Source organism: Phyllobacterium sp. 22552 (assembly GCF_052044585.1).
In the GTDB taxonomy this organism is placed as follows: Bacteria; Pseudomonadota; Alphaproteobacteria; order Rhizobiales; family Rhizobiaceae; genus Phyllobacterium; species Phyllobacterium ifriqiyense.
Genome location: NZ_JBQENG010000003.1, coordinates 149,111 through 174,462, shown reverse-complemented (window position 1 = coordinate 174,462; position 25,352 = coordinate 149,111). Strand labels below are relative to the sequence as shown.

Genomic DNA, 25,352 nt, shown 5'->3' with positions numbered 1-25,352 from the left:
ATGTTAAAGAAATCACTTGGTCTGATCGCGCTTTCGACAATGCTGATTGCCGGCGTAGCCTATGCAAAGAACCCTATGGTCGGCGGCGCTGCCATGTATGAAAACAAGAACATCATCGAAAATGCCGTTAACTCCAAGGATCACACCACGCTCGTGGCCGCTGTCAAAGCTGCCGGACTGGTCGAAACATTGTCAGGCAAAGGCCCGTTTACCGTGTTTGCCCCGACAAATGAGGCCTTTGCCGCTTTGCCAAAAGGCACCGTAGACACTTTGCTCAAGCCTGAAAACAAGGACAAGCTCACCAAAATCCTGACCTGCCACGTTGTTGCGGCCAATGCGTCTTCAAAGGCAATCATGAAGATGGTCGATGATGACAAGGGCGCGCATCCAGTAAAGACTGTTGGCGGATGTGTCTGGACTGCAAAATATGAAGGCAAAAAGCTCACACTTACCGATGAGAATGGCACCGTCGCCAATGTAACCATTGCTAACGTCAATCAATCGAATGGTGTGATCCACGTTATCGACAAAGTATTGTTGCCAAAGATGTAATCTGAGCAACAGACATGCGCAGACTGGCATCTGCGCATAATTGCCCCGCAGAATCCACCGACACCCGGATCAGCGGGGCTTTTTATCGATTTTCCTGCTCTTCCAGCAGCTGGGCAATTGCCGCTCGCAACTCATCAAGACCGGAGCTTTTTTCCGACGACGTTGCCAATATGTGCGGATAGGCGGCTGCACGCTTCTTGATCGCCAATGCCGTCTCATCCATCAACCGTGGAACACCGGCGGGTTTGATCTTGTCGATCTTCGTCAGGACGATCTGATACGAGACCGCCGCTCTGTCGAGCAGATCAAGCACTTCGGCATCATTCTTCTTAATGCCGTGGCGGGCATCTATCAGAAGATAGACGCGTCGAAGCGTTGTGCGTCCACGCAAATAATCGAAAACAAGTCGCGTCCAGGCATCGACCTGCTCTTTCGGCGCCTCTGCAAAGCCATAGCCCGGCATGTCGACAACGGCGAGTGGTGGCAGATCACCATCTTCGCCTGAATAGCCTTCGGGAACAAAGTAATTCAGTTCCTGGGTCCGGCCCGGTGTATTCGACGTACGTGCCAGACCCTTTTGCCCAATTATCGCGTTGATCAATGAGGATTTGCCGACATTTGAACGTCCGGCAAACGCGATCTCAAGCGGCCCTTCCGGCGGGAGGAATTTCATCGCAGGAACCCCGCGGATGAAAACCCATCCCTTGGCGAAGAGCATCCGGCCCTTTTCGATGAGCCTGTTTATATTGTTTTGCGCTTCGTTCACGTCTTTTCCATTCGTTAGGCGGTCGGTACCAGTGGTCTGCGACCGGTGGGACGCAAATGTCAAATTTGCTTTAGACTGCATTCAATATTGATCGGGTTGTTATCAACCGGAAGCCATCAAAAGAAAAGCCCCCGATCATGCCGGGGGCTCCTAAGCTCTTGCCGAGCCGATGTTATTCGGCCGGTTTTGGCTTTTTACGGAACAGCCCCGAAAGATTGTCCCAAAGCTCCACCTTCGCGCCCTGGCGCTTCATGATGATCGCCTGCTGTGTGATGGATAGCGTGTTGTTCCAGGCCCAGTAGATCACCAGACCAGCCGGGAAGCTGGCCAGCATGAATGTGAAAATAACGGGCATCCAGTTGAAGATCATCTGCTGTGTTGGGTCTGGAGGTGTCGGGTTCATGCGCATCTGCAGGAACATCGTCACGCCCATGATCAGCGGCCAGATGCCGATCATCAGGAATGCTGGAACTGTCCAGGGGATAAGACCAAAGAGGTTGAAGATCGATGTGGGATCGGGCGCTGCCAAGTCCTGAATCCAGCCGAAGAATGGCGCATGGCGCATTTCGATGGTGACGTACAGTACCTTGTAGAGCGCGAAGAACACCGGAATCTGGATAAGAATTGGCCAACAACCGGCGATCGGATTGATCTTTTCGGTCTTGTATAATTCCATCATGGCTTGCTGCTGCTTGACCTTGTCATCCGCATATTTCTCACGGATTTCAGTCATCTTGGGCTGCACAAGTTTCATGCGCGCCATTGAAGCATAGGACTTGTTGGCAAGCGGGAAGAACAGCGCTTTCAGGAGAACGGTGACAACAAGAATGGCGACGCCAAAATTGCCGATTGCCTTATAAAGCCAGTCGATGAGGTAGAACATTGGCTTGGTTATGAAATAGAACCAGCCCCAGTCGATCAGAAGGTCGAACTGAGGAATGTTGCGTTCTTTTTCATAGGCGCTGATCTTGCCAACTTCCTTGGCACCCGCGAAAATCATGTTTTCGATGCTTGTCGACTGACCTGGCTCAATCGTCGTTGCGTCCGAAAGGTAGTCACTCTGGTACAAGGGACGGCCACTGTCGAAATAGGACATGCGCGCTTGGAACGGCTTTGCCGGAGATGGTACAAGTGCCGCAGCCCAATATTTATCGGTTATGCCTATCCAACCGGTATTGGTCTTTTCCGGCAAAACTTCTTTTTCTTTTTCAATGGCTGCGAATTTATATTCAAGCAGCTTGCCGTTGGTTACGGCAATAGGCCCTTCCTGAATGACATAGGTGCTTGCATGCAGGGGCTTGGAGAAACGGGTTACACGGCCATAGGACGCCAAGGAGATCGGTGTTTGAGTGCCATTGGTCACGGCATCCTTCACCGTGAACATGTAATTGTCATCAACGCTGATTGTGCGCTTGAATGTCAGGCCCTTTTCGTTGGTAAAGGCAAGCGTGACAGGTGTTGCGGGTGTCAGCTTATTATTGCCCTCCACTGTCCAGACCGTGCTTGGTCCCGGGACCGCACCCGTGGTGTCGTTGCCAGTAAATCCGATTTCGACAAACTGGCCATCGACCATCTGCGAGGGGCTGAGAAGCTGAATAGTCGGCGAGCTATCATCGACAGTCTCGTGATATTGCTTCAGCCGCAGATCGTCCAAACGCGCGCCCGTCAGGCTCAACGAACCGCTAAGGCTGGGCGTATCGATCTGGATACGGCTTGTCTGACCCAGCGCTGCCTCACGGGTCACAGTTCCTGCCGCTTCCGGGGACTGACCTGGAATATTTGCGCCGGGGGCCGCTGGTGTCGATGATGGGAGAGTGGCCGTTCCGTCAGGATTTGTCCCAGCGGGCGCGCTGGCCTGCCCGTCAACACGCGTTTGCCCCTGGCGGGTCGCTTCGATCTGGGCTTGCTCTCGCTGCTGTTCAACGCGGGGGTTCATATAGAACACTTGCCACAGCGTCAGGATCACAATGGATAAGGCAATGGTGATGAAGAAATTACGGTTGGTTTCCATTGTCAGTCCTTGGTCTAATCCAGTCGGGTCGGGTTCAACTGCGCCTGTCAGGGCTTGGATGAACGCCGGGTCATTGATTTCTTGGCAACCCGTTTTGAGAGTTCCCGGGTCAAATCCGCAAACGATGCCTTCAGGGCGTCGGGGCGGGCAACGATCACATAGTCGGTTCCGGCAGCCATGTCATCAGCAACATTGACGCGCACAGCTTCTCGCAGGCGGCGTTTTATGCGGTTGCGGACAACAGCGTTTCCGTTTTTCTTGGTGACCGTAAAGCCTACGCGGGTGGGACCGTCCTGATCGTCCCGCTGTTTGACTTCAACAAGGAAATAAGCACCGCGGCGCTTTTCCCCGTTACGGACAGCCAAAAACTCCGCTCTCTTGCGAAGGCGGAGTGGCTTTTGCTCATTCATTCTATAGTGCCAACTTTGGCCATCCGCACGAAATCGCGCGGAATGACTTATGCCGACAACCGCTTGCGACCGCGAGCGCGACGCGCTGCAATAACCTTGCGGCCGCCTGCCGTTGCCATGCGGGCACGAAACCCGTGACGACGTGCGCGGACAAGCTTGGATGGCTGATAAGTACGCTTCATTTGTTAAATACCGCGGTGTGCGGCCCTTCTTGTGGTCTGTTCTATGACAGGAGCATATCAGGACCGCCGTTAGCGTATTAAAAATACACCGTTGATAAAACGTCACGCGGGGCGGTCAACCCGGACGTGCGCGGCTTATAGATGCGTGAGGCCTATAAGTCAATTGATGGACGTGATTCAAAAATAGGCAAATTCGCACAAGTGATTTATTGTATGGCATGGGCATTTGACCTACACAATGTAGGGTCAATGGAGCTTATATGGTCATCAGTCAGCAAAAGCCGGAACAAAGCCCGCAAATGAGTGCGGGAAGGCGTTTGCCTGTGCTGAAGCGTCTTTCTGGCAAGTTGCTGCGCCTGACCCTCCTGTTTGGCCTGCTGGCCGAGGTCATGATTTTCGTTCCCACCATCGCAGATATGCGCATTCGCTGGCTATCTGACAGGCTCAATACTGTTGCTGCCGCAAGCGTGGTGCTGGCAGCCAGCGACGCTAAAGACGTTCCGCAATCTGTGCAGGATGATGTCTTGCTGGCGACGGGCACCAAGGCCATTGCATTGAAGGAAAATGGAGCTTCCCGCTTGCTAGCGGTATCCGATATGCCTTCGAAGGTCGACAAACACATCGACATTACCGTAACCGACCCTCTGACAATGATCCGGGGTGCATTTGACGAACTCATCTATGGCGGCGACCGCATTATCCGGGTCTACGGCCCTGTGGGCGATACGGGAAAGGTCATAGAGCTACTCACATCCGACGCTCCGTTGCGCAATGCCATGCTACTTTATGCCCGCAACGTTGCCTTGATCTCTTTGTTCATCTCGGTCATTACAGCCAGTCTCGTTTTCCTCGCCATCAGCCGCCTGCTTATTCGCCCGATACAGCGAATGAGCGATAATATGCTTGCCTTTGCGCAGCAGCCCGATGACCCTCAGCGTATCATCGTACCCGGAAAACGGGAGGATGAGCTGGGTATTGCAGAGCGTGAGCTTGCCGATATGCAGCACCGGCTGCAACGCACCCTCTCCGAACAGAAGCATCTGGCTGATCTCGGCCTTGCCGTCTCGAAGATCAATCATGACATGCGCAATATTCTCGCATCCGCCCAGCTGATATCCGATCACCTTGCCAATTCCAGCGACCCGGCAATACAGCGTTTTGTTCCCAAGCTCGTACGGACAATCGACCGGGCCATCAACTATTCACAAACTGTTCTCGCCTATGGAGGGACACAGGAAGCTCCGCCGCAAAGACGCAGGGTCAAGCTCCACGCCATCGTCAATGACGTTGAGGAATTGCTCGATCTTGATGCAAAGGCGGGAGCCGAGACGAAACCAACTATCGAATTCAAGAATCTTGTGCCGGAAACATTCGAAATTGATGTCGACCCCGATCAATTTTTCCGGATTATTTCCAATCTCTGCCGAAACTCTGTCCAGGCCATGCTCGGCGATACCCGTAGCGATCCATCATTGGTCCGGCGGCTGACGGTCACGGCCGGACAAATCGGCACGACGTCAATCATTGGCGTAGACGATACCGGCCCCGGTCTGCCTGCGAAGGCGCGCGAGAATCTCTTTACCGCGTTCAAGGGTTCGGCGCGATCAGGAGGCACCGGCCTTGGCCTGGCAATTGTTCACGAACTCGTTCGAGCTCATGGCGGCACCATAGAATTGCGTGATCATGAGGGCGCTGGAACCAGTTTTGAAGTCCGCATTCCTAATCAGCCCGTATCGCTTGCTGAATGGCGATCCCGCCGCAGTTCAATTTCTTGACATGAAGTTCAAGCGCAATGTCTGAATACCTCCCTGCTTATTGGCCGCAAATTTTCTTCGTCCTGTCGATTGTTCTTGGCGTTCCCGCAGCCATCCATGCGACCATGACCAAGGAGGAAGTGCGCGCAGCAATTGGTTGGGTTGGCGTTATTATCCTCTCGCCGGTCATTGGCGCTGTCATTTATGCCGTGGTGGGCATCAACCGCATACGGCGCTCTTCCATTTCATCGCAGCGCGCATTCTTGCATGAGATCGGGCAAGGCCAGTTCCTGCGTTTTGATGCTACTGAAAAAGATGTTCTGGCACATTTCGAAAAACGCCTTTCGGCAATGAAGACATTGGGCGATCGCGTAAGCCGCTGCCGCCTGACCACCGGCAACACTATCACCATGCTTCAGACCGGCGACGATGCCTATCATGCAATGCTGGAAGCAGTGGGCTCGGCGGAGCGAAGCGTACTCGTCGAGACATATATATTTGATCGCGACAAGATTGGTTTGCGCCTTGCGGACGCGCTTATCGCTGCATCAAAGCGTGGAGTGGAAGTTCGGGTTTTAATCGATGCGGTCGGGGCGCGTTACTCCATTCCGAGTATTGTCGGCTACCTTTCCAAGCACGGCGTCAAGGTGGATGTGTTCAATGGCAATATTATCATTGGCCTCCGCCTGCCCTATGCCAATCTTCGAACTCACCGCAAGATATTGGTCGTTGATGGAAGGGTGGTCTTCACCGGCGGCATGAACATTCGAGCCGGTTTCTCGGCCGAGGTTGCAGGCGAAGACAATGCACGCGATACGCATTTTTGCTTGACTGGTCCCATCGTCACCGATCTCTTCCATATAGCCGCTGAAGACTGGCGGTTTTCCACGAACGAAGCTTTGACGGGAGAGGCCTGGCACATCGCTCCTCCGGAAAAGCAATCTGGCGAACCCGTATTTATCCGTGCTGTACCCTCCGGGCCGGACCGCAGCCTTGAAGCCAATCACAAGATGCTCATGGGTGCGTTCTCCATAGCGCAAAGCCACATTCGCATCATGTCGCCCTATTTTCTGCCGGACCGGGAGCTTATCAGCGCCCTGGTCACTGCGGCTCGACGTGGCGTTGAAGTTGATATCGTCATTCCATCCAACAACAATCTCAAACTGGTGGATCGCGCCATGACGGCACAGTTCGACCAGATTTTGAAAAGTCACTGCCGGATATGGCGCGCCAGCGGCAACTTCAATCATTCAAAGTTGCTTTCAGTCGATGGCGTTTGGGCCTATGTGGGCTCATCCAATCTTGACCCCCGATCGCTGCGCCTGAATTTCGAGGTGGATCTTGAGGTCATGGATGCAGAGTTTGCATCGAAGGTAGAGGGATTGGTTCAGAAAGCTCTGAACGATGCAAAACCTGTCCTGCTTCAGGACCTGCGCGCCCGTTCGTTCTGGGAACGTTTGCTGGACAGGATTATCTGGCTAGGCTCACCCTATCTTTGACAAAGGCGGCATCCGCTACAGCCGATTTCAAATCAACATAGGCCTTGATCGGGAGATGATCGGAGGCAACGCGCGCCAGGGGCGTGTCGTGAACTTCGATAGTTGTCACCAGACTATGGGGATGCCCCAATACCCGGTCCAACGCCAATACCGGAAAGCGTGACGGAAAGCTTGGCACGGCATTTTTTACCGGGTCAAAGATCGGCGATAAGAAATGCAAGGAAGAACCCTTGCCAATGCGCCATTCATTCAGATCGCCCATCAGCAGCGTTGGCCGCGAAGGATCGGCATTTACAGCCCGTAAAATCGCTTCCGATTGCTGCTGGCGCGAATGCCTCAATAGTCCGAAATGTGCCGCGATTATCCGTAAAGGTCCGGCGGCGAGATCAATGTCAACGACCAATGCGCCCCGCGGCTCAAGTCCCGGCAGGACGAGCTGCTGCACATGACGCACAACCCCTTCCCTGAACAAAAGAAGGTTGCCGTGCCATCCATGACCTTTGGGATGAAGCGACGTGACCGGCACAGGCACAAGGCTGTTTTCGCGATGCAACCGCGCAAGATCAAGCAATCCGGTACGCTCGCCAAAACGCTTATCAGCCTCTTGAATGGCGATGACATCCGCGCCGATTTCACTGATGACGTGTGCGATGCGGTCCGGATCAAATTTCTTGTCTATCCCGACGCATTTATGAACATTGTAAGAGGCAATCAGCAAATCATTGCGCACGACACGGGTCACGCCTGTAGGGCGCTTGTTGCGATTTCTGACAGCTGCCAAAATACTTGCTGAGACGCTTGGCTTGATTGGCCGCGCCGGTTTCTTGCTATCCATCAAATAGAGATAAGTCGGTATGCGCCGAATGGCAAGCAGGTGTTTTAGAGCCTGTTACCAACCAGATGCGCCAATTGCGCGCCTACCTCGTAATAACCTTCCCGAAGACCGCGCATCCCCTCCTCTTTCGGCTGGGACACCGGAAGCGGCAGATCGGCTTCACTGACGCGGCCGGTAATATGTTCGGCAAGCAAGCGCCCAAAAACAGTTCCTGGAGCAATGCCGCGGCCGTTATAGCCACTGAAGCTTATAATATTGGGCGCGAGCGTGTGGAACCTTGGAAGATTATCACTTGTCATGCCGATCTTGCCGTACCAGCCAGCTTCGAAGGTCACGTCCTTGATTTGGGGGAAGAGTTTGCGGATCGATCTTGCAGCCCAGGCTTTGTGAACAGCCATTCCTGTTCCGCGCAACGCACCGACGCTTCCGAAAACGAGGCGTCCGGCACGGTCCATCCGGAATGAGCTGAGAATTTCCTTCGTATCCCAGCCACCCTGACGTTCAGGCAAAATCGTGTCGCGCACATTTTCCGGCAAAGGCGTCGTGGCGAAATTGAAATAGGGCAAGTGCAAAAGTTCAGCTCTGAGAGCGGGCCATGGCGATGTGGTATAGGCGTTGGTGGCGACAATTACCCAGTCAGCCGAAATGGTACCCGAAGGCGTCCGCACAAGCCAATGCGAGCCGGATCGCTCAGTCGCGCTCACGGCTGTCCTGGTATATATCGCAACGCCAATTGCCTGTGATGCTCTGGCCAAGCCACGCACATAACCAAGCGGCTGTATCGTACCTGCCCGATTATCCAGCAGCGAGCCAGTATATGCGCTCGAGCCTACCTTAGCTGCCGTTCCCGCCGCATCCAGAAGACGAACAGCCGCGCCCCGCGCCTGCCATTGTTCTGCACGCTGTTCGAGTTGCTTCATCCCGCTTTTGCCCACAGCGCAATGCAAGGTGCCCTTGCGCACCAGTTCGCACTCGATCTGATGTTTGTCCACGAGATTGAAAACGGATTGCGGCGCGTTGCCCAGAAGTTCAAGCAGGCGCTCGCCATGCAATTGCCCAAGCACGGCAGGCAAATCATTTGGCATTACCCACATGCCCGCATTGACGAGGCCAACATTGCGGCCAGAACCACCAAAGCCGATGTCCACCGCGTCGACAACTGCAACCTTCGTTCCGGCTTCAGCAAGATGCAATGCCGCCGAAAGGCCGGTAAAGCCTGCGCCGATTACCGCAACATCGACGGAAATATCGCCACGCAACGGTTCTGTTTTCGGTGCGGGAGGCGCCGTTTTTTCCCATAGGCCGTGCGAGTGTTCATCGTTCAGCATAGCATCACCGTTTGGCCAGTATTATAGATTGCCGTTATAGATCGGGTTTCATTTTGCGAAAATGAAATTCTTGGAAGACATGATGCTTTCAGCGAATGACTGACATATCTGGTTGCTGGTCAGTAACCTGCGCCGCAATCCAGCTTATAAAGCTTTGCACAAGAGGATTCTCCTTTTTGTGCTCCGGCACGACAAGATAATAATTGTTCTCGGTTTGCAGTGGTTGGTCAAAGAGCACCTGCAGGCGGCCCGTCTCCAGCTCCTTTTCGATGAGATAGCGCGGAAGCAGCGCAAATCCCAGTCCCGCCAGAGCGGCTTCAATGACCATGGAAAAATGCTCGAACCGATGTCCCTTATAGGGACTGATGACTTCGGCTTGCTGTGTCTCGAACCACGACGCCCAAGCTTTCGGTCTCGTGGATAAATGCAGCAATGGTGCCGAATTTGCCAATCCGGCAGGCGTATCAACAGGATTGGCGCGGCATAATTCCGGGCTGCCAACAGGGACAATCATTTCGCTGCACAGATAGGTGCATGTGGCATGCGCCCAGACCGGCTGACCATAATGGATTGCCAGATCGAAAGGTTCTTCATCAAAATCAAACGGCTGGGAGCGGGATGCGACGCTTAACGCCATTTCCGGATGATCATTCAAAAAATTTGGCAGTCTTGGCATGAGCCACCGGCTGCCAAATGTCGGCAATGTCGCAATGCTCAATGATGATGCGGATTGCGATGCAGCCATGGCGCGCAACATTGTTTCTTCCGTCAAACCAAGCAGACGCCTGACCTCTGGCAAAAACTTCTGTCCCGCATCAGACAGTACAACCCGCTGACGTATGCGCTCGAACAAGAGCACGCCGATCTGGTTTTCAAGTTCGCTCAATTGCCGCGACACGGCGCTTTGTGTGAGACTCAACTCCTTTGCCGCCTGGGTGAAACTGCCATGGCGGGCCGCACATTCGAATGTTTGAAGAATATCGATGTCGGGGATCAGGCGTCTCGTTAACTTCATTCTCTTCTCGCATCAACCAAGTTTGAATCGTCGTAATACGTGGGGGCTGATAATCTGTATAATCCATATTGAGCATGACAGGAAAAGATTTGCTGTCCAAATTCAATGCGGAATCGATCATTATGAATTCATCGACGTTTCTTTCGCCGGATGCGATCCGGGCGTCTTTCTCTTCGGCCATGTCTTCCATGTATCGCACTGAGGTGCCTGCTTATGGAACATTGCTGTCACTGGTTGCCGAAGTGAATGCAAAAACCCTCGCGGCCTCGCCCGAAATGGCGCAGCGCCTTGAGCAAACCGATACGCTTGAACGTATATCGGAAGAGCGTCACGGCGCCATTCGCGTTGGAACCCCAGCCGAGCTTTCCATGCTTCGCCGCGTTTTTGCGGTCATGGGAATGTATCCTGTCGGTTATTACGACCTGAGTGAGGCCGGTGTACCGGTACATTCCACCGCATTCCGTCCCGTTGGCGATGCGGCCTTGAAGATCAATCCTTTCCGGGTCTTCACTTCCTTGTTGCGCCTTGATCTTATCGAAGATGCGGCGCTGCGCGAAGAGGCGCGCAAGACCCTTGATGCCCGTCAGATATTTACGGCAAAGGCTATTTTGCTTCTCGAGAAGGCCGAAATGAATGGCGGGCTTGACGCAGCTGATGCTGCATCCTTCGTCCAGGAGATACTCGAAACTTTCCGCTGGCATGATCATGCAAGCGTCAGCAACGACCTCTATCGGCGTCTGCACGATGCCCACCGCCTGATTGCCGATGTTGTGTCCTTCAAGGGACCGCACATCAACCATCTGACACCCCGCACTCTCGATATTGATGCTGTTCAGGCATTGATGCCCGCCAATGGCATTTCGCCGAAAGCGGTCATTGAGGGTCCGCCCACGCGCAATTGCCCCATCCTTTTGCGCCAGACATCATTCAAGGCATTGGAGGAGAGCGTTTCCTTCATCAATGCTGAAGGTGTTTGGGAGAAAGGCTCCCACACTGCACGTTTCGGTGAAATCGAACAGCGCGGGATTGCACTCACGCCCAAGGGCCGCGCGCTATATGACCGGCTGCTGACGAAGTCACGCGAGGTCATTCGACCGGCGGCGGATGGCTCCAACGCGCAGGCCTATATTGACGCCCTGCAGGCTGCGTTCGCCGGCTTCCCCGATGATTGGGCAACCATTCGCACGGAGAAACTCGGCTATTTCCGTTATTCCCCGGTTGCCACCTCGACTATTCGTGGCAGCGATCTTGAAGAGCTTATCCGCAAGGGTGCGGTGCAGTTCGATCCCATTGTCTATGAGGATTTCTTGCCCGTCAGCGCAGCAGGCATCTTCCAGTCAAACCTTGGCGATACAACTGCTCAAAACTTTGCGGCCAGCCCGAGCCAGCAAGAGTTTGAACTCCACCTCGGTGCTCCGGTCCTTGATGAATTCGAGCACTATGCCAATCTTGAGAACGCGTCCATCGAAGCCTGTTTACAGCAATTGCGCCCGGTCGCGCTTGCCAGCTAGGCCGTTTCAATAATCCGCGCCGGCTGATAAAAGCCGGTCAGCTCATTCGACAGATAATAAAAGGTAAGCAAGATGACTATTGCTCAGGAAGTAAAGACACTCCTTTCCAAGCTCGGCGTCGCAGACGCGGCTTATACGGGCGGCACGATGGCTTCATTCAGCCCGGTTACTGGTGAAAAAGTTGCCGATGTTGCAGTTCACTCCGCCGCAGATACTGCACAAGCAATCGAAGCTGCTGACGCCGCCTTCCGCGAATGGCGTCTTGTTCCAGCGCCGAAACGTGGTGAACTGGTACGCCTTTTTGGTGAAGAACTGCGCGCGCACAAGAATGACCTTGGCCGGCTTGTTTCCATCGAAGCTGGCAAAATCCCATCAGAGGGTCTGGGCGAAGTTCAGGAAATGATCGATATCTGCGATTTCGCGGTTGGTCTTTCGCGTCAGCTCTATGGTCTCACCATTGCCACGGAACGTCCCGGCCATCGCATGATGGAAACCTGGCATCCGCTCGGCGTCGTTGGCGTTATCTCTGCCTTCAACTTTCCAGTCGCTGTCTGGGCGTGGAATACGACACTTGCCCTCGTGTGCGGCGATTCCGTTGTCTGGAAGCCGTCAGAAAAAACCCCGCTGACCGGTCTCGCCTGTCAGGCAATTTTTGATCGTGCCGCCAAGCGTTTCGGTGACGTTCCCGCCGGACTTGCGCAAACGCTCATGGGTGACCGCACTATCGGTGAAGCCCTTGTCGATCATCCGAAAGTGGCACTGGTTTCAGCCACGGGCTCGACACGGATGGGCCGCGAAGTCGGTCCGCGTCTGGCCAAGCGTTTTGCCCGTTCAATCCTTGAGCTGGGCGGCAATAATGCCGGTATCGTTTGCCCATCGGCTGATCTCGATATGGCGCTGCGTGCCATTGCTTTTGGGGCCATGGGAACAGCCGGTCAGCGCTGCACCACGCTTCGTCGTCTGTTCGTCCATGAGAGTGTTTATGACACGCTCGTCCCGCGCCTCAAAAAGGCCTATGAAAGCGTTTCCGTCGGCAGCCCGCTTGATACGCCTTCTTTGGTCGGTCCATTGATCGACAAGGCGGCATTTGACCATATGCAAAAATCAATCAGCGAAGCTGTTGCGCATGGCGGCAAGGTTACTGGCGGCGCACGCGTCGACACAGATCATGCCAACGCCTATTATGTGCGCCCTGCCCTGATTGAAATGCCAAAACAGACAGGACCTGTCGTTGAAGAGACCTTCGCTCCAATCCTTTATGTGATGAAGTATAGCGATTTCGATCAGGCGATTGTCGAGCACAATGCCGTCGGCGCTGGTCTGTCATCGTCGATTTTCACGCTTAATTTGCAGGAAGCCGAACGCTTCCTCAGCCCGGACGGTTCGGATTGCGGCATTGCAAATGTCAATATCGGAACATCCGGCGCTGAAATCGGCGGCGCATTCGGCGGCGAAAAAGAGACTGGCGGCGGGCGCGAATCCGGCTCGGATGCGTGGAAAGCCTATATGCGCCGCGCAACCAACACTGTGAACTATTCCAAGGCTTTGCCACTCGCTCAAGGCGTGTCATTCGATATTGATTGATTGAACTTCACTGCGATATTGTTGCTCCCGCTGTTCACACGGCGGGAGCGATACTTCCATAAACCCGCCTAGGCGGACTGGAATTTCTCTCCAACAAATTGCCAGTTGACCAGCTTTGCCAGCACTGCGGCGACATGCTCGGTTCGCCTGTTCTCATAGTCGAGATAGTAGGCATGTTCCCACACATCGATACCGAGTAGCGTCTTCTTGCCATCTGCCAGCGGATTGCCTGCATCCTGCATTCCAACGACGGCAAGTTTATCGCCATCCTTTACCAACCACACCCAGCCGGTGCCAAACACCTTGTCCGATTCCGCGACGATCTGCTTTTGCAATTCGTCAATGCCACCGAATGAACTTTTCACCGCATCAAGCAAAGCACCCTCAGCGGCGGCAGGACCACCTTTGAACTGTTCCCAATACAGATTGTGATTCCACGCCTGCGCAGCATTGTTGAAAATCGCCGTTTCATTTTCCTTTTTGGCGCGCACGACAACCTCCTCCAGAGGCAGTTCCGCGTAAGGCGTTTTCTCGGTCAGCGTATTGAGCTTTTTGAAGTAGCCCGCATGGTGCTTTCCAAAATGTAGGCCGACAGTGCGAGCTGAAATGACCGGGCTCAATGCCCCTTCTTCATAGGGCAGTTCAGACTGCTTGAAAGGCATTGAAGCCTGGGCACGAACCGAGGGAGAGAAAAGCGTCGTGGCGGCTGCCGCGCCGGATAGCGCGAGCATATGACGGCGGTTCATTTTCATTTTTCATTCTCCTGCGTTCGGTGAATCTCCAGATACATCGCAAACGACTGCAAAGCGCCAGAGTTCCACCGTACACATCTGCTTGTGCAGCTCAGTTTATGGTTTTTTCAATTCTGCAACGACTGCATCAAAGAATACATTTGGATCGATCGGCTCCTTGCCCACCGGCTTGGGTTGCGCGCCAAAAGTGACAATGACGACCTTTTCAGCCGGGTCAATATAGATGTTTTGACCCTGAATCCCGATGGCGGAAAATGCGCCATCCTTGATGGAAGGCTCTGTCCATGCGGTCCACCACATATAGCCGTAATCGAGCTTTTTGCCGCCTTTAAGCGTCTTTGGCGTAGTCGCTTCCTTTACCCAGCCCTCCGGCAATATGGACTTTCCATCAATAACGCCGTTGTTCATGAAGAAGAGGCCGAAACGCCCGTAGTCGCGCAAGGTCGCGCTAATCCCACTGCCGCCAATCTCAACCCCGTCGGGCGAATCCAGCCACCAGGTCGCATCGGTTTCCATTCCGAACGGCGCCCAGATTTTCTCCGACAGATAATCCGCAAGCGGCTTTTTCACCGCACCCCGTACTATCTCACCAAGAATCTGTGTTTCGCCCGTGCTGTAAGTATTCAATGTGCCAGGCTCAGCAGCTCGCGGCAATTTTGCCATAAGCTCTACGGCAGAGCGCGGCTTTTGCGATATCTGTGCCTTCAACAGGGCGCGCCGGTCAGAGTTTGGGTCGGTATAGGTTTCATTCCATTTGACGCCAGACGACATCATCAAAACATCCCGAACCGAAACGCCATCATAGGCGCTGCCTTTCAGCTCAGGCACATAGTCCACGACTTGCGCATCGAGGCCCTTTATCAGCCCATCCTTTATCGCAATGCCCGCAAGGGTAGAACTGATGGACTTTGCCACCGACATCGACATCCAACGTGTCTTTTCCGTATTGCCGCGTTGATATGTTTCAAAGGCAATCTTGCCGTCCTTGATGACGAGCATGGCTGTAATATTGTCCAGCGCCACAAAATCGTAGAGATCGTAATCCTTTTCCTCATACTTGAATTTGACATTCGTGAGCTGCTTGTCAGCTTTTGGAAGATCGAGAGGCTTCGTTCCGGCTTTGATCGTGCGTGTTGGAAAGAGCCGGTCAATGTTCCGGTAGGTGCTGACAGCCAGATCCGGCAAGAGTGCACCATCATAAACCTGTTCGACAGTCCCAATAGGCTCATTGCCATGCGGATATGTGCTTTCATCCGCCATCATGGGCGATGTCGCCCCTATAAGAAGCGCTACCGTACTAAACATCGTGGCTCTGAATGACGGCACAATCATATAATTTCGAAACATTCACATCTCCTCCTTTGTTGCCAGGCGAGAGTGCGGTGTTCTTCGCTTCGGTTCAATGCTTGAAACCGGTTTTTTCCATCATAGCGTGCATTAACTCAGGGACGTGATCGCCAGATATATGCCGAGCAATAGCAGCCCGCTGAAAAAGACACGCCTGAATGCCTCGGCGCTCATTCGCGCTCTAAGCATTTGTCCAATGAACATGCCCAGTAAAGCGGGAATCAGCGCAAGCAGCGAGACACCAAGCAACGGCACAGGTGCCATTTGATCATCAGCATGCAGCGCGAGCCCAAGAGCCAGTGCAATCGTGGATACTGTGAATGACAGCCCCAATGCCTGAATCAGCTCTTCTTTTTCCAGCATCAACGCCTGCAAATAAGGAACCGCCGGAATAACGAATACGCCGGTTGCGCCGGTCACGAGCCCCGTTATCAGCCCGACCAGCGGCGAGAGCAGATTTTCATAACGCACGCTCACCTGAAACCTGACTTGTAGCAATCCCAGCATTGCATAGATCGTCAAAGCTGCACCAAGGCCGGAGAGCGCAACGCCGGTGTGACCGCCTGTCAGCCAACCGCTTCCAGCAACGGTTCCAACAGCAACACCCGCCATCATGGTCCAGAGACGCTTGAAAAGCCGCTTGAACGATGGGCCTGCCAGCAACTGCCATATATTGGTGACGAAGGATGGAATAATCAGGATTGCCGCGCCCTGTGCGGGAGGCATGGTAATTGCCAGAAGGCCCATTGCGACGGTGGGCAAGCCCATTCCCACGACACCCTTTACAAGGCCGGCCAACAAAAACACCGATGCAACGGTAATCCAGATCATCGGAAAGGAGATAAGATGGCCGGTTGCGAGATTGACCAGATTTCCGGCGACTTCCATCATAGCAGCACTTCCTGTTCTTTTGAGCTATTCCACGCCGACTCTTGACCTTTCCCTATCAAGTCCACAATCTGGAATTGCCCGGGCCAGCCTTCGTTATGGCCGAAGTCACGAGGTGTTGGTTTGCGATTTGATCTGGTTGACCTGAGGTTGTTTTTGCATATCGCTGAAAGCGGCAGCATCACTGCGGGTGCAGACCGCTCGGGCCTCGCGCTTGCATCGGCAAGTGCCCGCATCAAGGGCATGGAGGATATGCTTGGCGTAGCGCTGGTTGAGCGGAAACGGCGCGGCGTCACCCTCACCTCGGCTGGGCATACACTCCTTCATCACGCGCGAACAATTCAGAATCAGATCGAGGCCATGACAGGGGATCTTGGCGAGCACGCCGATGGTTTCAGGGCGCGCATTCGTCTACTGGCAAATACGGCGGCGGCTACACAGTCTCTTCCTGAACTTCTATCGACTTTTCTCGTGGCAAATCCTCATATTGATGTGGACCTTGAGGAACATCCCAGCCACCTGATTGCTGAAAAGCTTGTCAATGGCTATGCAGATCTTGGCATTGCTGCCAGTTGGGCCGATCTGTCGAATCTCGAACAACAGCCCTTTTGCACCGACCGCCTCGCAATCATCGCAGCGCATAATTCCCCATTTGCTTCCGGTGCCCGCTCAATCCGCTTCGAGGATGCGGTAAACGAACCCTTCATCGGCCTCAACATCGGCAATGCCTTGCAGGAGCACATCATCCGGCGGGCAGCACAACTCGGACGCCACGTGAACTTTCGGGTGCGTGTGACAACGCTGGAAACTGTCATCCAACTTGTTTCTAATAATGTTGGAATTGCCATTGTCCCGGAAGGGGCGGCACGCAAGTCCTCTCGCACGCGCAAATTGAGGATAGTTCCTCTCAGCAATGATTGGGCCACACGCCGCCTGTGCCTCTGTGCCCGTCGCTTCAGTGACCTCACACCGCAGGCAGCACGCCTTGCTGATATTTTGTCTCAAACGGGATAAGACGGCGGCGTTGAAAGCCAGGATGCCCTGCGGGGCGTCTACGACCCGACGACTTTCGGATCGCCCGCCTTGCCAAGAGCCTCGATCATGTAATCAACAACATCGTCCCCTACTGCCTCTTCGATCTCCGCCTCGTTATAGCCAGCAGCCTTTGCATCGGCGAGCAACGCGCGCGCAAGCTCCTCTCCTCGCTTTTCCGCATCACCAAGCTTATCAAGGTGGACGTTCTGCGCCGTCCAAGTCTTCACGAACGCCAGTGCTGGACCAAGTGTGATCATAATTTCTCCTCCAATTCAGCGCAGCGCCAATGAGAGCGCTAGAACCTTAATACCGTTCATATTCAAAATTCGCCATTGAAGCCTTGACGCGCATCGGCTAGAACCGCTTCGCGCATGCGAGCTGTCGCAGCCCCATGCACCCGTAGCTCAGCTGGATAGAGCGCTGCCCTCCGAATCCGCCCAACCCCTTGAAAAGGCAATATATTTACGTTTGATTTCAAAGGTTTTTCCGCCGGATAAACGCGTATTTCGCATAGGAGCGGCACGAATTCGCCACTCTAATGATTCCGTCTCAACTGTTAGATCAATCCGGCGTTTTCTTAGGCATCTGGCGAATGAGTTCTAGCGCATTTTCCAGGCGCCCTTCAATATCGTTCAAACTAACTGCGACCAGAAGCGTTTCTCTGCCCGCCAATAAAATCAATGCTTCCATGACCTCATCACAGTGATGGGCCAACGACATCAAATGTTCACCGCTGGGACCATACTTTCCTTTAAACCAATTTTTTACGGTTCGTTCGTTTGCCCCTGTCCACTTTGCGGCTGTTTTGATCGATCGATGTGAATTTCCAATGGACCTCTTCAGAGCTAACGATATCACCATCGCGAAACTCAGATCATCAATGCGAGTTTCGTCGGTGTTTTGGTCAAGTGGAAAGGGCTTGCCCTTCTTGGGAAACGACATTCCATGCTCCGCTTCGTAAGATTGGTTTCTCGTATGATTACGTTTTGACGTCGTCGGAACCCATCTCTGCAGTCTTTGGTGAAGCTTGAATCGCACAATTACATCGCAAGATGATGAATTAGGTGCCTCCCCGGCGGTGGCATACGTTCGCATGTCGACCGATCATCAAAAATATTCAACCGACAACCAGCTAGCCACAATTCGTAAGTATGCGGATGAGCGCGGCTTTATCGTTGAAAAGGTCTATACGGACTCGGGTCGAAGTGGCCTAACCATAGATGGGCGTGCTGCGCTCACGGATTTGATGAATGAGGTCAGGTCAGGTCGCGCAAACTTTACTGCAATTCTCGCTTACGACATTAGCAGATGGGGCAGGTTCCAAGATGCAGACGAGAGCGCATACTACGAGCACCTATGTTCCCGAGTAGGAATAAGGGTTCATTATTGCGCAGAACAGTTTGAAAACGACGGGAGCATCGGCTCCAACTTACTAAAAACAGTCAAGCGGGTCATGGCTGGAGAATATAGCCGCGAACTATCTACTAAAGTCTTTGCCGGCCAATGTCGCCTGATCGAATTGGGCTATCGCCAAGGTGGTGCGCCGGGTTTTGGTTTACGTCGTTTATTGATTGATGAACATGGTGTGCCGAGAGGGGAGCTCGTGGCCGGCCAGAGAAAGAGCTTTCAAACCGACCGCGTGATCCTTGTGCCAGGTCCGATCCACGAACTCAATATTGTCCGGCGAATCTATAAACTGTTTGTCGAAAATCACCTGTCTGAACAGCCGATCGCAGACATCTTGAATTCCGAGGCAATTTGGTCCGATTTGGGTCGGCCCTGGTCAAGATCAACCGTGCGCCAAATTCTCACCAATGAAAAATACATTGGCAATAACGTCTACAATCGAATTTCATACAAGCTCAAGAAGCGCCGGGTAAGGAATAACCCGGAAATGTGGATTCGCGCCGATGGCGTGTTCACCCCGATCGTTGACATCGAAACTTTCCGGCAAGCCCAATCTATTATCGAGCTCAGGTCTCAGCATCTTAGCAATGATGAGTTGCTCCTTATGTTGAGAGATTTACTCAAATCTCAGGGAAGCCTCTCTGGACTGATTATCGATGAACGCGATTCTATGCCATCTGCTAGCGTATATCGGAACCGCTTCGGAAGCCTCATCAACGCATATACATTAATTGGATATGACCCAGAGCGCGATTATCGCTATATAACTGTCAACCGACAATTGCGGCAACAACACCCGCAAATCGTCAGGGAGCTCATTTCAAAACTCGAAGAAGTCGGAGCGTCAGTCAGTCAAGAAGATGACACCGACCTCCTCTGTCTCAATGATGCCTTCACAGTATCGGTCGTCTTATCGCGATGCTTCGTTACACCCGCAGGCTCAATGCGCTGGAAGGTGCGACTGGACAGCGGCTTACTCCCTGACATTACGATCGTTGTGCGAATGAATCGAGCGAATGAGCAGGCACTCGACTACTATTTACTACCTTCCATTGATGTAGCAGCTCCAACGTTGCGGCTTGCCGAACGGAATGCATTTTCTCTTGATGCATATCGCTTTGACACCCTCGATTTCTTCCTTCAAATCGCTCAACCAGTATCCTGGAGTGCTTCCTATGCACGTTGATCAGATAGAGCCGTCCTGGAAATATATTGATCTAATACCCATTCAAGCAATCCGAATTTTGAATCCAAGAGTTCGCGATAGGAGACGGTTCAACCAGATTGTAGAGAATATCACTAGAGTGGGGCTGAAGCGTCCAATCACTGTTGCTCGAACCTTGTCCGACGTAAAAACTCATCAGTATGAACTAGTTTGCGGGCAAGGGCGGATCGAGGCTTTCAAAGAATTAGGACAGACCCACATCCCCGCGATGATCATTCAAGCCGACGTGAATGACTGTCTTTTGATGAGTTTGGTTGAGAATTGTGCCCGGCGCCAGCACCGATCTGTGGATTTGCTACAGGAGGTTACCTTGTTAAGAAAGGACGGTTACAGCGATAAAGAGATCGCAAATAAGATCGGCGTCACTCCTGAATACGTAAATATGATTGCAGGGCTCTTGGAGAGAGGCGAGGAGAGGTTAATCGCGGCCGTTGAGGCTGGCACGATACCACTAAGTCTTGCCGTTGACATTGCGAAAGCTGATGAAGAGGGGGCACAAGCGGCACTTGTGGAAGCCTATACTCACAAGAAACTCCGCGGGAAAAAGCTCGTGCTTGCTCGGCGGTTACTTGAGCTACGCAGTCGAACTGGTGGCCGTCTACGAGGCCAGGTTTTTGGACGATATGAAGCTCCTCAGCGCCCTTTAACGAGCGAAGAAATGGTGCGTGCTTATCAGCGGGAAGCCGACAAGCAAAAAGTGCTCATTAAAAAAGCCGCACTCACTCAGGATAAGCTGCTGTTTGTAGTCGAGGCGATGCGGTCTTTATTTGCAGATATTGAGTTTGTGAACCTTCTGAAATCCGAAAGCTTAGATGCCCTTCCATCCCAACTAGGAAATAGGATTTGGGAAGGAGCACCTGATGGGCGATGAAAAAACGAGCCATAAGCCGAAAAGCGTTAAGCAGGGCTTTGAAAAAGATTGCATGCTGGTCAAGATTGATCAATTGCTCCCGCGCAGGGCGGCAACCAAAGCTCTGAAATCGAGCAAGAAGTATCGTCAAATTGCCATCTCAATTTCAGAGGTGGGTCTCGTCGAACCACCCGTTATTGCCCGCAACCGAAATGATCCACGTCAATACTTTATACTCGATGGCCATTTACGAATTGAAGTTCTCAAAGACATGGGGCGCGACGAAGTAGAGTGCCTCGTGTCCACCGACGATGAGGCATTCACTTACAATAAACAGGTTAGTCGCATCGCGTCCATCCAAGAGTATGCCATGATTGTGAACGCCCTGAAGCAAGGCGTGCCTGAAGCTAAAATTGCCAGCGTTTTTTCATTAAGTGTTGAATCTATCAGGCGGCGCGCCCGTATGCTTCGCGGCATATGCGCGGAAGTCACCGAATTACTTAAGGACAAAAACTGTCCAATGACCGTGTTCGAGATTCTGAAAAAACTGCAGCCAATACGCCAGATCGAAGCAGCAGAACTGATGATGAACGCCAACAATTATTCGGTTGGCTATGCAAGTGCAATATTGGCTGGCACCCCGCAAAGCCAACTGGCGGAACCAAACAAAGTCAAAGCCATCAAGGGCATTAGTGTTGACGCTATCGCTCGGATGGAAAAGGAACTTGGACGCCTTCAACAGTCAATGCATTCCATACAAGGGTCTTATGGCAAGGACCACTTAGAGCTCACCGTGACGAAAGGTTATCTGAAACGGCTGTTGGAGAACTCTCGGATCGTCAACTACCTGATGACACGGCGACCCGAATACATAACTGAGTTTCGAAGTATCGTAGACCTTGCTTCTACCGATCAATCTGAGAACTAGAATCTCTTCGTCAATGTATTCCTGCGCTGTCGGTATTCCCTTGCATTCGCAGAGCACCAATACTACCGCGTTGCATAAGCCCCATTATGGAACTTGCCTGCACAGCGCTTGAAATGGTCGGACGTCGGCGGGTGCTAACAGACGTCTACTCCAAGCTAATGATCGAGCTTGCAGAGAACGTTTGCATCGTTTTCACTCCCGTTACCATGCCTGAACCGTAGATCGGCTTCCCAATCGCTCCCTTTAGCCAACACTCGCTTTTGTGTTTTATGTATGTGAAGGCAATGCAGCGGCCGTCTGCGATACACGCAAGGCGACATTGTTGAGCCGTTCCGTTTTTCTTGAAAGGCCTTGATGAGAGATCGCCGCCGGGCAAATCGACGTCTTTAAACAGAGCCAATTTAGGGTCAATCGTGCCCATAGAGAACGTTTGTGGATCCGGATCGGCGCTGCTGAGAAACTTACCCGAAACTGCTACCGCATTGCCGTCGGCGGTGCCTTCACTGGCTTTGAGGAAACAGTTCGGACCCTGCGAGACACGGGGATTGGCGTTGAAGGTAAACGCCTTGCATTGACCGTTCATCGCAAGGCAATTCCTGGCGCATTGCGCGGCATCTTTGGTCCGCACTGATGAGATATCATCTCCAAAAAGATCAAGGCCGGTATAAACCGCCATACGCGTTGGACGTTTCGCATATTGTTCAATGGCCGAGAGTTTTTCCTCTGCCTGGCCACTCAATTTACTCGCTGCCGTTTCTGTGCTCGCGGGAGCCAAGACCACCGTCGGTGTCGGGCTTGTTGGGGACTCCGTTGGTTGGAATTCGTTTTCCACTGCTTCGACCGAGTCAACGGACACCGGAGTTTCCCGTTTACGGTTAATGTTAAAACGGGCAACTTCTTCCTGAGAGAAGACATACATGTCCTTCGGCGGAGTCTTGAACATAACAGTGAGAACTTCGGTGGGCGTGTTGAACCTGTTCAACATGTCGATGATATCGGAAATCGAATACTGCGCGCTAACAAGATCATTCGAGTCATTCGAGATTTGATGAACTCCAAGTTCGCCGTCGACCTGTCGCTCATTTCCAGCCAGGAAGATGTAAGCACACGCTGAATAGCAGCTGGATCCCTTAGGGATGAACGTGGCGAGATTGCGCTGATGAACATCATCGGCGATGAGGAGTGCCATCGCTACAGTCCCGCCTGGGCTATTAAGAACAAAAAGTTTGGCATTCGGTGCGGCCTGCAGCACGCGGCGAAAATCAAGCGCTGTTCCGACGCCAATTTCACCGTTTAGAGAGATCACATCTGGACGACTTTCATCAATCGAGAACGGACCGAAGGATCGTTCTGCTGCAAAACCAGCAGCAATAAACGATGAAAAAAAGAAAAGAACCGACAAAAATCGGCAGACGGTAACGCATATACTCATTACTGACGCCCCCCCAGCGCTATTTCTTCTTATTAGATCACCAATGGCGGGAGTTTTTCAAGTTGTAACCAACCTATCCTTTGGGTCGTTCTTTCAGGGCTAGCGAACACAAATCCGGGCTCATGCCACGCCCAAGGTCCAAACGGCCATTGCCCGAGACATTAGGCCACTCTGGCGATATCCAAGCTGGTCCGGCGTCCACTCATCCACGTCTAAGACCTGCTTTGTCGTGTCGAAGGACACGATCTTATTTTTTTCCGCATAGATGTCCTTCTTTCGACTAAATGAGAAATATTGCGCTCTGTAGTTTTTCGTCCCAGCCAGAAGGGCAAGATTGCCCAGCCTGTGCAGCCAAGAGCGGTGCTCTTCCTCCGTGAACCTTTCTGACCAATATTCGTCTTTCAAAGCCTGAGGAAGGACGTGTTCAATGGTGATTTTCCCTCGATATGTCTTTGTAACGGACTCGTCTTGATCGGCTTCCTCTAGCCGCATCAACACTGCGTGCGCGAACGGCCGACCATACACCTCGCCATCAAGTAGTGACCTAAATTCTGTGTCGTTAGCACCGCCACGGAAAATCGAGATAATCTCTTCGGATGTTTTGCTGTCTCGGATCGCATTGATGAGCTGAAAATAAACCGTTAAGCGAGCTGTGAAAGCCAATCTCCGGATCCAATTTTGATAGGTTATCTTCTCAAGAAGCACTACAAAATCGCCCTCGGTCATACTCGGAACGGGTTGATTGAGAAAAGTGAGAAGAGGTGGAATCCACTCTTCGAAAGCAACACGGTGGAGCGAGCGAAGCGACCTTAGAGCCACACTGTCGTCGAAGTTGGCTTGCAAAATGCGCACGTAGTTTTTCGCAGATGCGATGATCTGGTCCAGGAACACAAACGGATTAGCTGATCTCTCAATTATCGGTTCAAATTCTTCGTGAAGGGTCTTTCGGGATTTCACTGCTACGAGTGAGGAGCGGTGGTGGGCAAAAAACTGATCAAGCCGATCGATCCCGATCGTTTCTTCGAGCTCTAACCAACGCTCTTCAAGCTCCTCACTTTTTTGTCCACCTTGAAGACGCGCGAAAAGGAGATTTTTGATCAGGTCGGCGTTCGAAAGTGGCATGCCACGAGCATTCAGCACATTGAAAAGCCGATAAGCCGATTTCATTGACTGCGTCGCAACCATGACTACAAAGACTCGGTCGAGGAGATAGTCTTTGAACGCCTGGATAGTCTTTTCGTCTTTGCCTTCACAGAAGCGGTCGATCGCTTCGATATTTTCAAGAATATTGAGCTTAGGCTTATCCTGCATCTTCTCCAGCTCGCGCTGATAAACGGAGCTCACAGGTTGGTTTTCTAAGACGTGCTTTAGATAGAAGGCCTGATCTCGGCTACGTAAAGTTAGCCGTGCTTTGCTCTCGTCATCCTTGTTCTTTTTTGGGAGACGAACGCGTGCTTCAAGGTCCACCATGGCATAGGGGTCGCTCATTCTATCTCGGAGCCTAGCGAAAATGAGATTGAGCGTTGTCAGACGTTGCTGGCCATCTACGACGTCATAGAGGGCACCCTTTATCCGCTCGATGGTAATAAGCGAACCAATAAAATATTCCTCGTCGTCAGCCTCATACGCCTCCCAAACGTCGTCGAGCAGCTGTTCAACGTTCCCCTTTTCCCACGAGTAGGGCCGCTGATATGGCGGGATTTCGTATCGATATTGCTCAGTCAAAATTTGCGAGATCGTGCGCTCGGAAGCTTCCATTGTGTTTCCCATTTAGTGATGGCAAAAATCAGAACATGGTCAGCAGCTAAGTCGCCACAAGTAAAGGGCACACACCGAATCAACCAGGCGGCCTTAAAATTAAGCCATGACACGATAATAAAAAAGACGGACCGCAGGTCGATCTTTCAATGGTGCCCTGCCTGCTAGATTTCATTTGCCACTGGTCCCAAGTCCGCGAATCGTCAGGTGACCTCGCCCGGCCTACCATGTGCAGCGCGGTTCCGACATCGTCTCCTTCTGAGAGCATCGGACCACTTGGCGA

General features: G+C 52.7%; 23 protein-coding genes. 9 read left to right on the top strand and 14 right to left on the bottom strand.

Features of this window, described 5'->3' with window-relative positions; all coding sequences use genetic code 11:
- Positions 1-552: a fasciclin domain-containing protein gene (locus ACTJI9_RS08050; protein ID WP_440807131.1), complete on the top strand. Its 552-nt coding sequence runs from the start codon at positions 1-3 to the stop codon at positions 550-552.
- Between the two features lie 82 nt (positions 553-634).
- Here the strand turns inward: ACTJI9_RS08050 and yihA are convergent, their stop codons facing one another.
- The 4 genes from yihA to rpmH form a co-directional block, all read right to left on the bottom strand.
- The gene (gene yihA / locus ACTJI9_RS08045; protein ID WP_307286340.1) at positions 635-1,270 is read right to left on the bottom strand and encodes a ribosome biogenesis GTP-binding protein YihA/YsxC; all 636 of its coding nucleotides are present in this window, start codon (positions 1,268-1,270) and stop codon (positions 635-637) included.
- Positions 1,271-1,490: 220 nt separating this feature from the next.
- Complete coding sequence (gene yidC / locus ACTJI9_RS08040) at positions 1,491-3,329, bottom strand: membrane protein insertase YidC (RefSeq protein WP_115051452.1); 1,839 nt, start codon at positions 3,327-3,329, stop codon at positions 1,491-1,493.
- 47 nt (positions 3,330-3,376) lie between these two features.
- Positions 3,377-3,739: a ribonuclease P protein component gene (rnpA, locus tag ACTJI9_RS08035; protein ID WP_307282321.1), complete on the bottom strand. Its 363-nt coding sequence runs from the start codon at positions 3,737-3,739 to the stop codon at positions 3,377-3,379.
- A 47-nt stretch (positions 3,740-3,786) separates the two neighbouring features.
- Positions 3,787-3,921 carry a 50S ribosomal protein L34 gene (gene rpmH / locus ACTJI9_RS08030; RefSeq protein WP_040853797.1) on the bottom strand — a complete coding sequence of 45 codons (135 nt, stop codon included), beginning with the start codon at positions 3,919-3,921 and terminating at the stop codon, positions 3,787-3,789.
- Between the two features lie 260 nt (positions 3,922-4,181).
- On the opposite strand from rpmH, the gene ACTJI9_RS08025 reads away from it, so the two are divergent.
- The gene (locus tag ACTJI9_RS08025) at positions 4,182-5,696 is read left to right on the top strand and encodes a sensor histidine kinase (RefSeq protein ID WP_440807127.1); all 1,515 of its coding nucleotides are present in this window, start codon (positions 4,182-4,184) and stop codon (positions 5,694-5,696) included.
- A 17-nt stretch (positions 5,697-5,713) separates the two neighbouring features.
- The gene (locus ACTJI9_RS08020) at positions 5,714-7,174 is read left to right on the top strand and encodes a phospholipase D-like domain-containing protein (protein WP_115051455.1); all 1,461 of its coding nucleotides are present in this window, start codon (positions 5,714-5,716) and stop codon (positions 7,172-7,174) included.
- Here the strand turns inward: ACTJI9_RS08020 and ACTJI9_RS08015 are convergent.
- From ACTJI9_RS08015 to ACTJI9_RS08005, 3 genes are all read right to left on the bottom strand, one after another.
- Complete coding sequence (locus ACTJI9_RS08015; RefSeq protein WP_435530081.1) at positions 7,146-8,012, bottom strand: endonuclease/exonuclease/phosphatase family protein; 867 nt, start codon at positions 8,010-8,012, stop codon at positions 7,146-7,148. The two genes, ACTJI9_RS08020 and ACTJI9_RS08015, sit on opposite strands and share 29 nt — an antisense overlap.
- A 41-nt stretch (positions 8,013-8,053) precedes the next feature.
- The gene (locus tag ACTJI9_RS08010; RefSeq protein WP_440807125.1) at positions 8,054-9,337 is read right to left on the bottom strand and encodes an NAD(P)/FAD-dependent oxidoreductase; all 1,284 of its coding nucleotides are present in this window, start codon (positions 9,335-9,337) and stop codon (positions 8,054-8,056) included.
- 88 nt (positions 9,338-9,425) lie between these two features.
- A complete protein-coding gene (locus ACTJI9_RS08005; protein WP_115051458.1) occupies positions 9,426-10,352 on the bottom strand; it encodes a LysR substrate-binding domain-containing protein in 927 nt (308 codons plus the stop codon).
- A gap of 122 nt (positions 10,353-10,474) precedes the next feature.
- On the opposite strand from ACTJI9_RS08005, the gene hglS reads away from it, so the two are divergent.
- The gene (gene hglS / locus ACTJI9_RS08000) at positions 10,475-11,863 is read left to right on the top strand and encodes a 2-oxoadipate dioxygenase/decarboxylase HglS (RefSeq protein ID WP_440807124.1); all 1,389 of its coding nucleotides are present in this window, start codon (positions 10,475-10,477) and stop codon (positions 11,861-11,863) included.
- Positions 11,864-11,935: 72 nt separating this feature from the next.
- Positions 11,936-13,447, top strand: a complete 1,512-nt coding sequence (amaB, locus tag ACTJI9_RS07995; protein ID WP_307282302.1) for an L-piperidine-6-carboxylate dehydrogenase — start codon at positions 11,936-11,938, stop codon at positions 13,445-13,447.
- 68 nt (positions 13,448-13,515) lie between these two features.
- Here amaB and ACTJI9_RS07990 read toward each other — a convergent pair whose 3' ends face one another.
- The 3 genes from ACTJI9_RS07990 to ACTJI9_RS07980 all read right to left on the bottom strand — a co-directional run bounded on the left by ACTJI9_RS07990 (position 13,516) and on the right by ACTJI9_RS07980 (position 16,377).
- Complete coding sequence (locus ACTJI9_RS07990) at positions 13,516-14,199, bottom strand: superoxide dismutase (protein WP_440807122.1); 684 nt, start codon at positions 14,197-14,199, stop codon at positions 13,516-13,518.
- Positions 14,200-14,295: 96 nt separating this feature from the next.
- A complete protein-coding gene (locus tag ACTJI9_RS07985; RefSeq protein WP_307282297.1) occupies positions 14,296-15,546 on the bottom strand; it encodes a serine hydrolase domain-containing protein in 1,251 nt (416 codons plus the stop codon).
- A 90-nt stretch (positions 15,547-15,636) separates the two neighbouring features.
- Positions 15,637-16,377 (bottom strand): sulfite exporter TauE/SafE family protein, encoded by a 741-nt coding sequence (locus ACTJI9_RS07980; RefSeq protein WP_440807695.1) that lies wholly within the window; start codon positions 16,375-16,377, stop codon positions 15,637-15,639.
- A gap of 180 nt (positions 16,378-16,557) precedes the next feature.
- On the opposite strand from ACTJI9_RS07980, the gene ACTJI9_RS07975 reads away from it, so the two are divergent.
- The gene (locus ACTJI9_RS07975; RefSeq protein ID WP_440807119.1) at positions 16,558-17,448 is read left to right on the top strand and encodes a LysR family transcriptional regulator; all 891 of its coding nucleotides are present in this window, start codon (positions 16,558-16,560) and stop codon (positions 17,446-17,448) included.
- Between the two features lie 38 nt (positions 17,449-17,486).
- Here ACTJI9_RS07975 and ACTJI9_RS07970 read toward each other — a convergent pair whose 3' ends face one another.
- Together ACTJI9_RS07970 and ACTJI9_RS07965 are read right to left on the bottom strand one after the other, a co-directional pair.
- Positions 17,487-17,726, bottom strand: a complete 240-nt coding sequence (locus ACTJI9_RS07970) for a DUF768 domain-containing protein (protein ID WP_115051462.1) — start codon at positions 17,724-17,726, stop codon at positions 17,487-17,489.
- 304 nt (positions 17,727-18,030) lie between these two features.
- Positions 18,031-18,411 (bottom strand): hypothetical protein, encoded by a 381-nt coding sequence (locus tag ACTJI9_RS07965; RefSeq protein WP_440807117.1) that lies wholly within the window; start codon positions 18,409-18,411, stop codon positions 18,031-18,033.
- A gap of 136 nt (positions 18,412-18,547) precedes the next feature.
- Here ACTJI9_RS07965 and ACTJI9_RS07960 point away from each other — a divergent pair, with 136 nt between their 5' ends.
- Genes ACTJI9_RS07960 through ACTJI9_RS07950 form a run of 3 tightly spaced genes read left to right on the top strand, consistent with a single transcriptional unit; the run spans position 18,548 to position 21,879 of the window.
- Complete coding sequence (locus ACTJI9_RS07960; protein ID WP_440807692.1) at positions 18,548-20,062, top strand: recombinase family protein; 1,515 nt, start codon at positions 18,548-18,550, stop codon at positions 20,060-20,062.
- Entirely contained in the window at positions 20,052-20,972 is a 921-nt protein-coding gene (locus ACTJI9_RS07955) for a plasmid partitioning protein RepB C-terminal domain-containing protein (RefSeq protein WP_440807115.1), read from the top strand. Before ACTJI9_RS07960 ends, ACTJI9_RS07955 begins: the two co-directional genes overlap by 11 nt.
- Positions 20,962-21,879, top strand: coding sequence for a plasmid partitioning protein RepB C-terminal domain-containing protein (locus ACTJI9_RS07950; RefSeq protein WP_440807114.1), 918 nt, complete (start codon positions 20,962-20,964; stop codon positions 21,877-21,879). The genes ACTJI9_RS07955 and ACTJI9_RS07950 overlap by 11 nt, the downstream gene beginning before the upstream one ends.
- 145 nt (positions 21,880-22,024) lie before the next feature.
- Here ACTJI9_RS07950 and ACTJI9_RS07945 read toward each other — a convergent pair whose 3' ends face one another.
- Together ACTJI9_RS07945 and ACTJI9_RS07940 are read right to left on the bottom strand one after the other, a co-directional pair.
- Positions 22,025-23,311 carry a PAN domain-containing protein gene (locus tag ACTJI9_RS07945; protein ID WP_440807112.1) on the bottom strand — a complete coding sequence of 429 codons (1,287 nt, stop codon included), beginning with the start codon at positions 23,309-23,311 and terminating at the stop codon, positions 22,025-22,027.
- A gap of 120 nt (positions 23,312-23,431) precedes the next feature.
- Entirely contained in the window at positions 23,432-25,069 is a 1,638-nt protein-coding gene (locus tag ACTJI9_RS07940; RefSeq protein ID WP_440807110.1) for a DUF262 domain-containing protein, read from the bottom strand.
- Between the last annotated feature and the right edge of the window lie 283 nt (positions 25,070-25,352).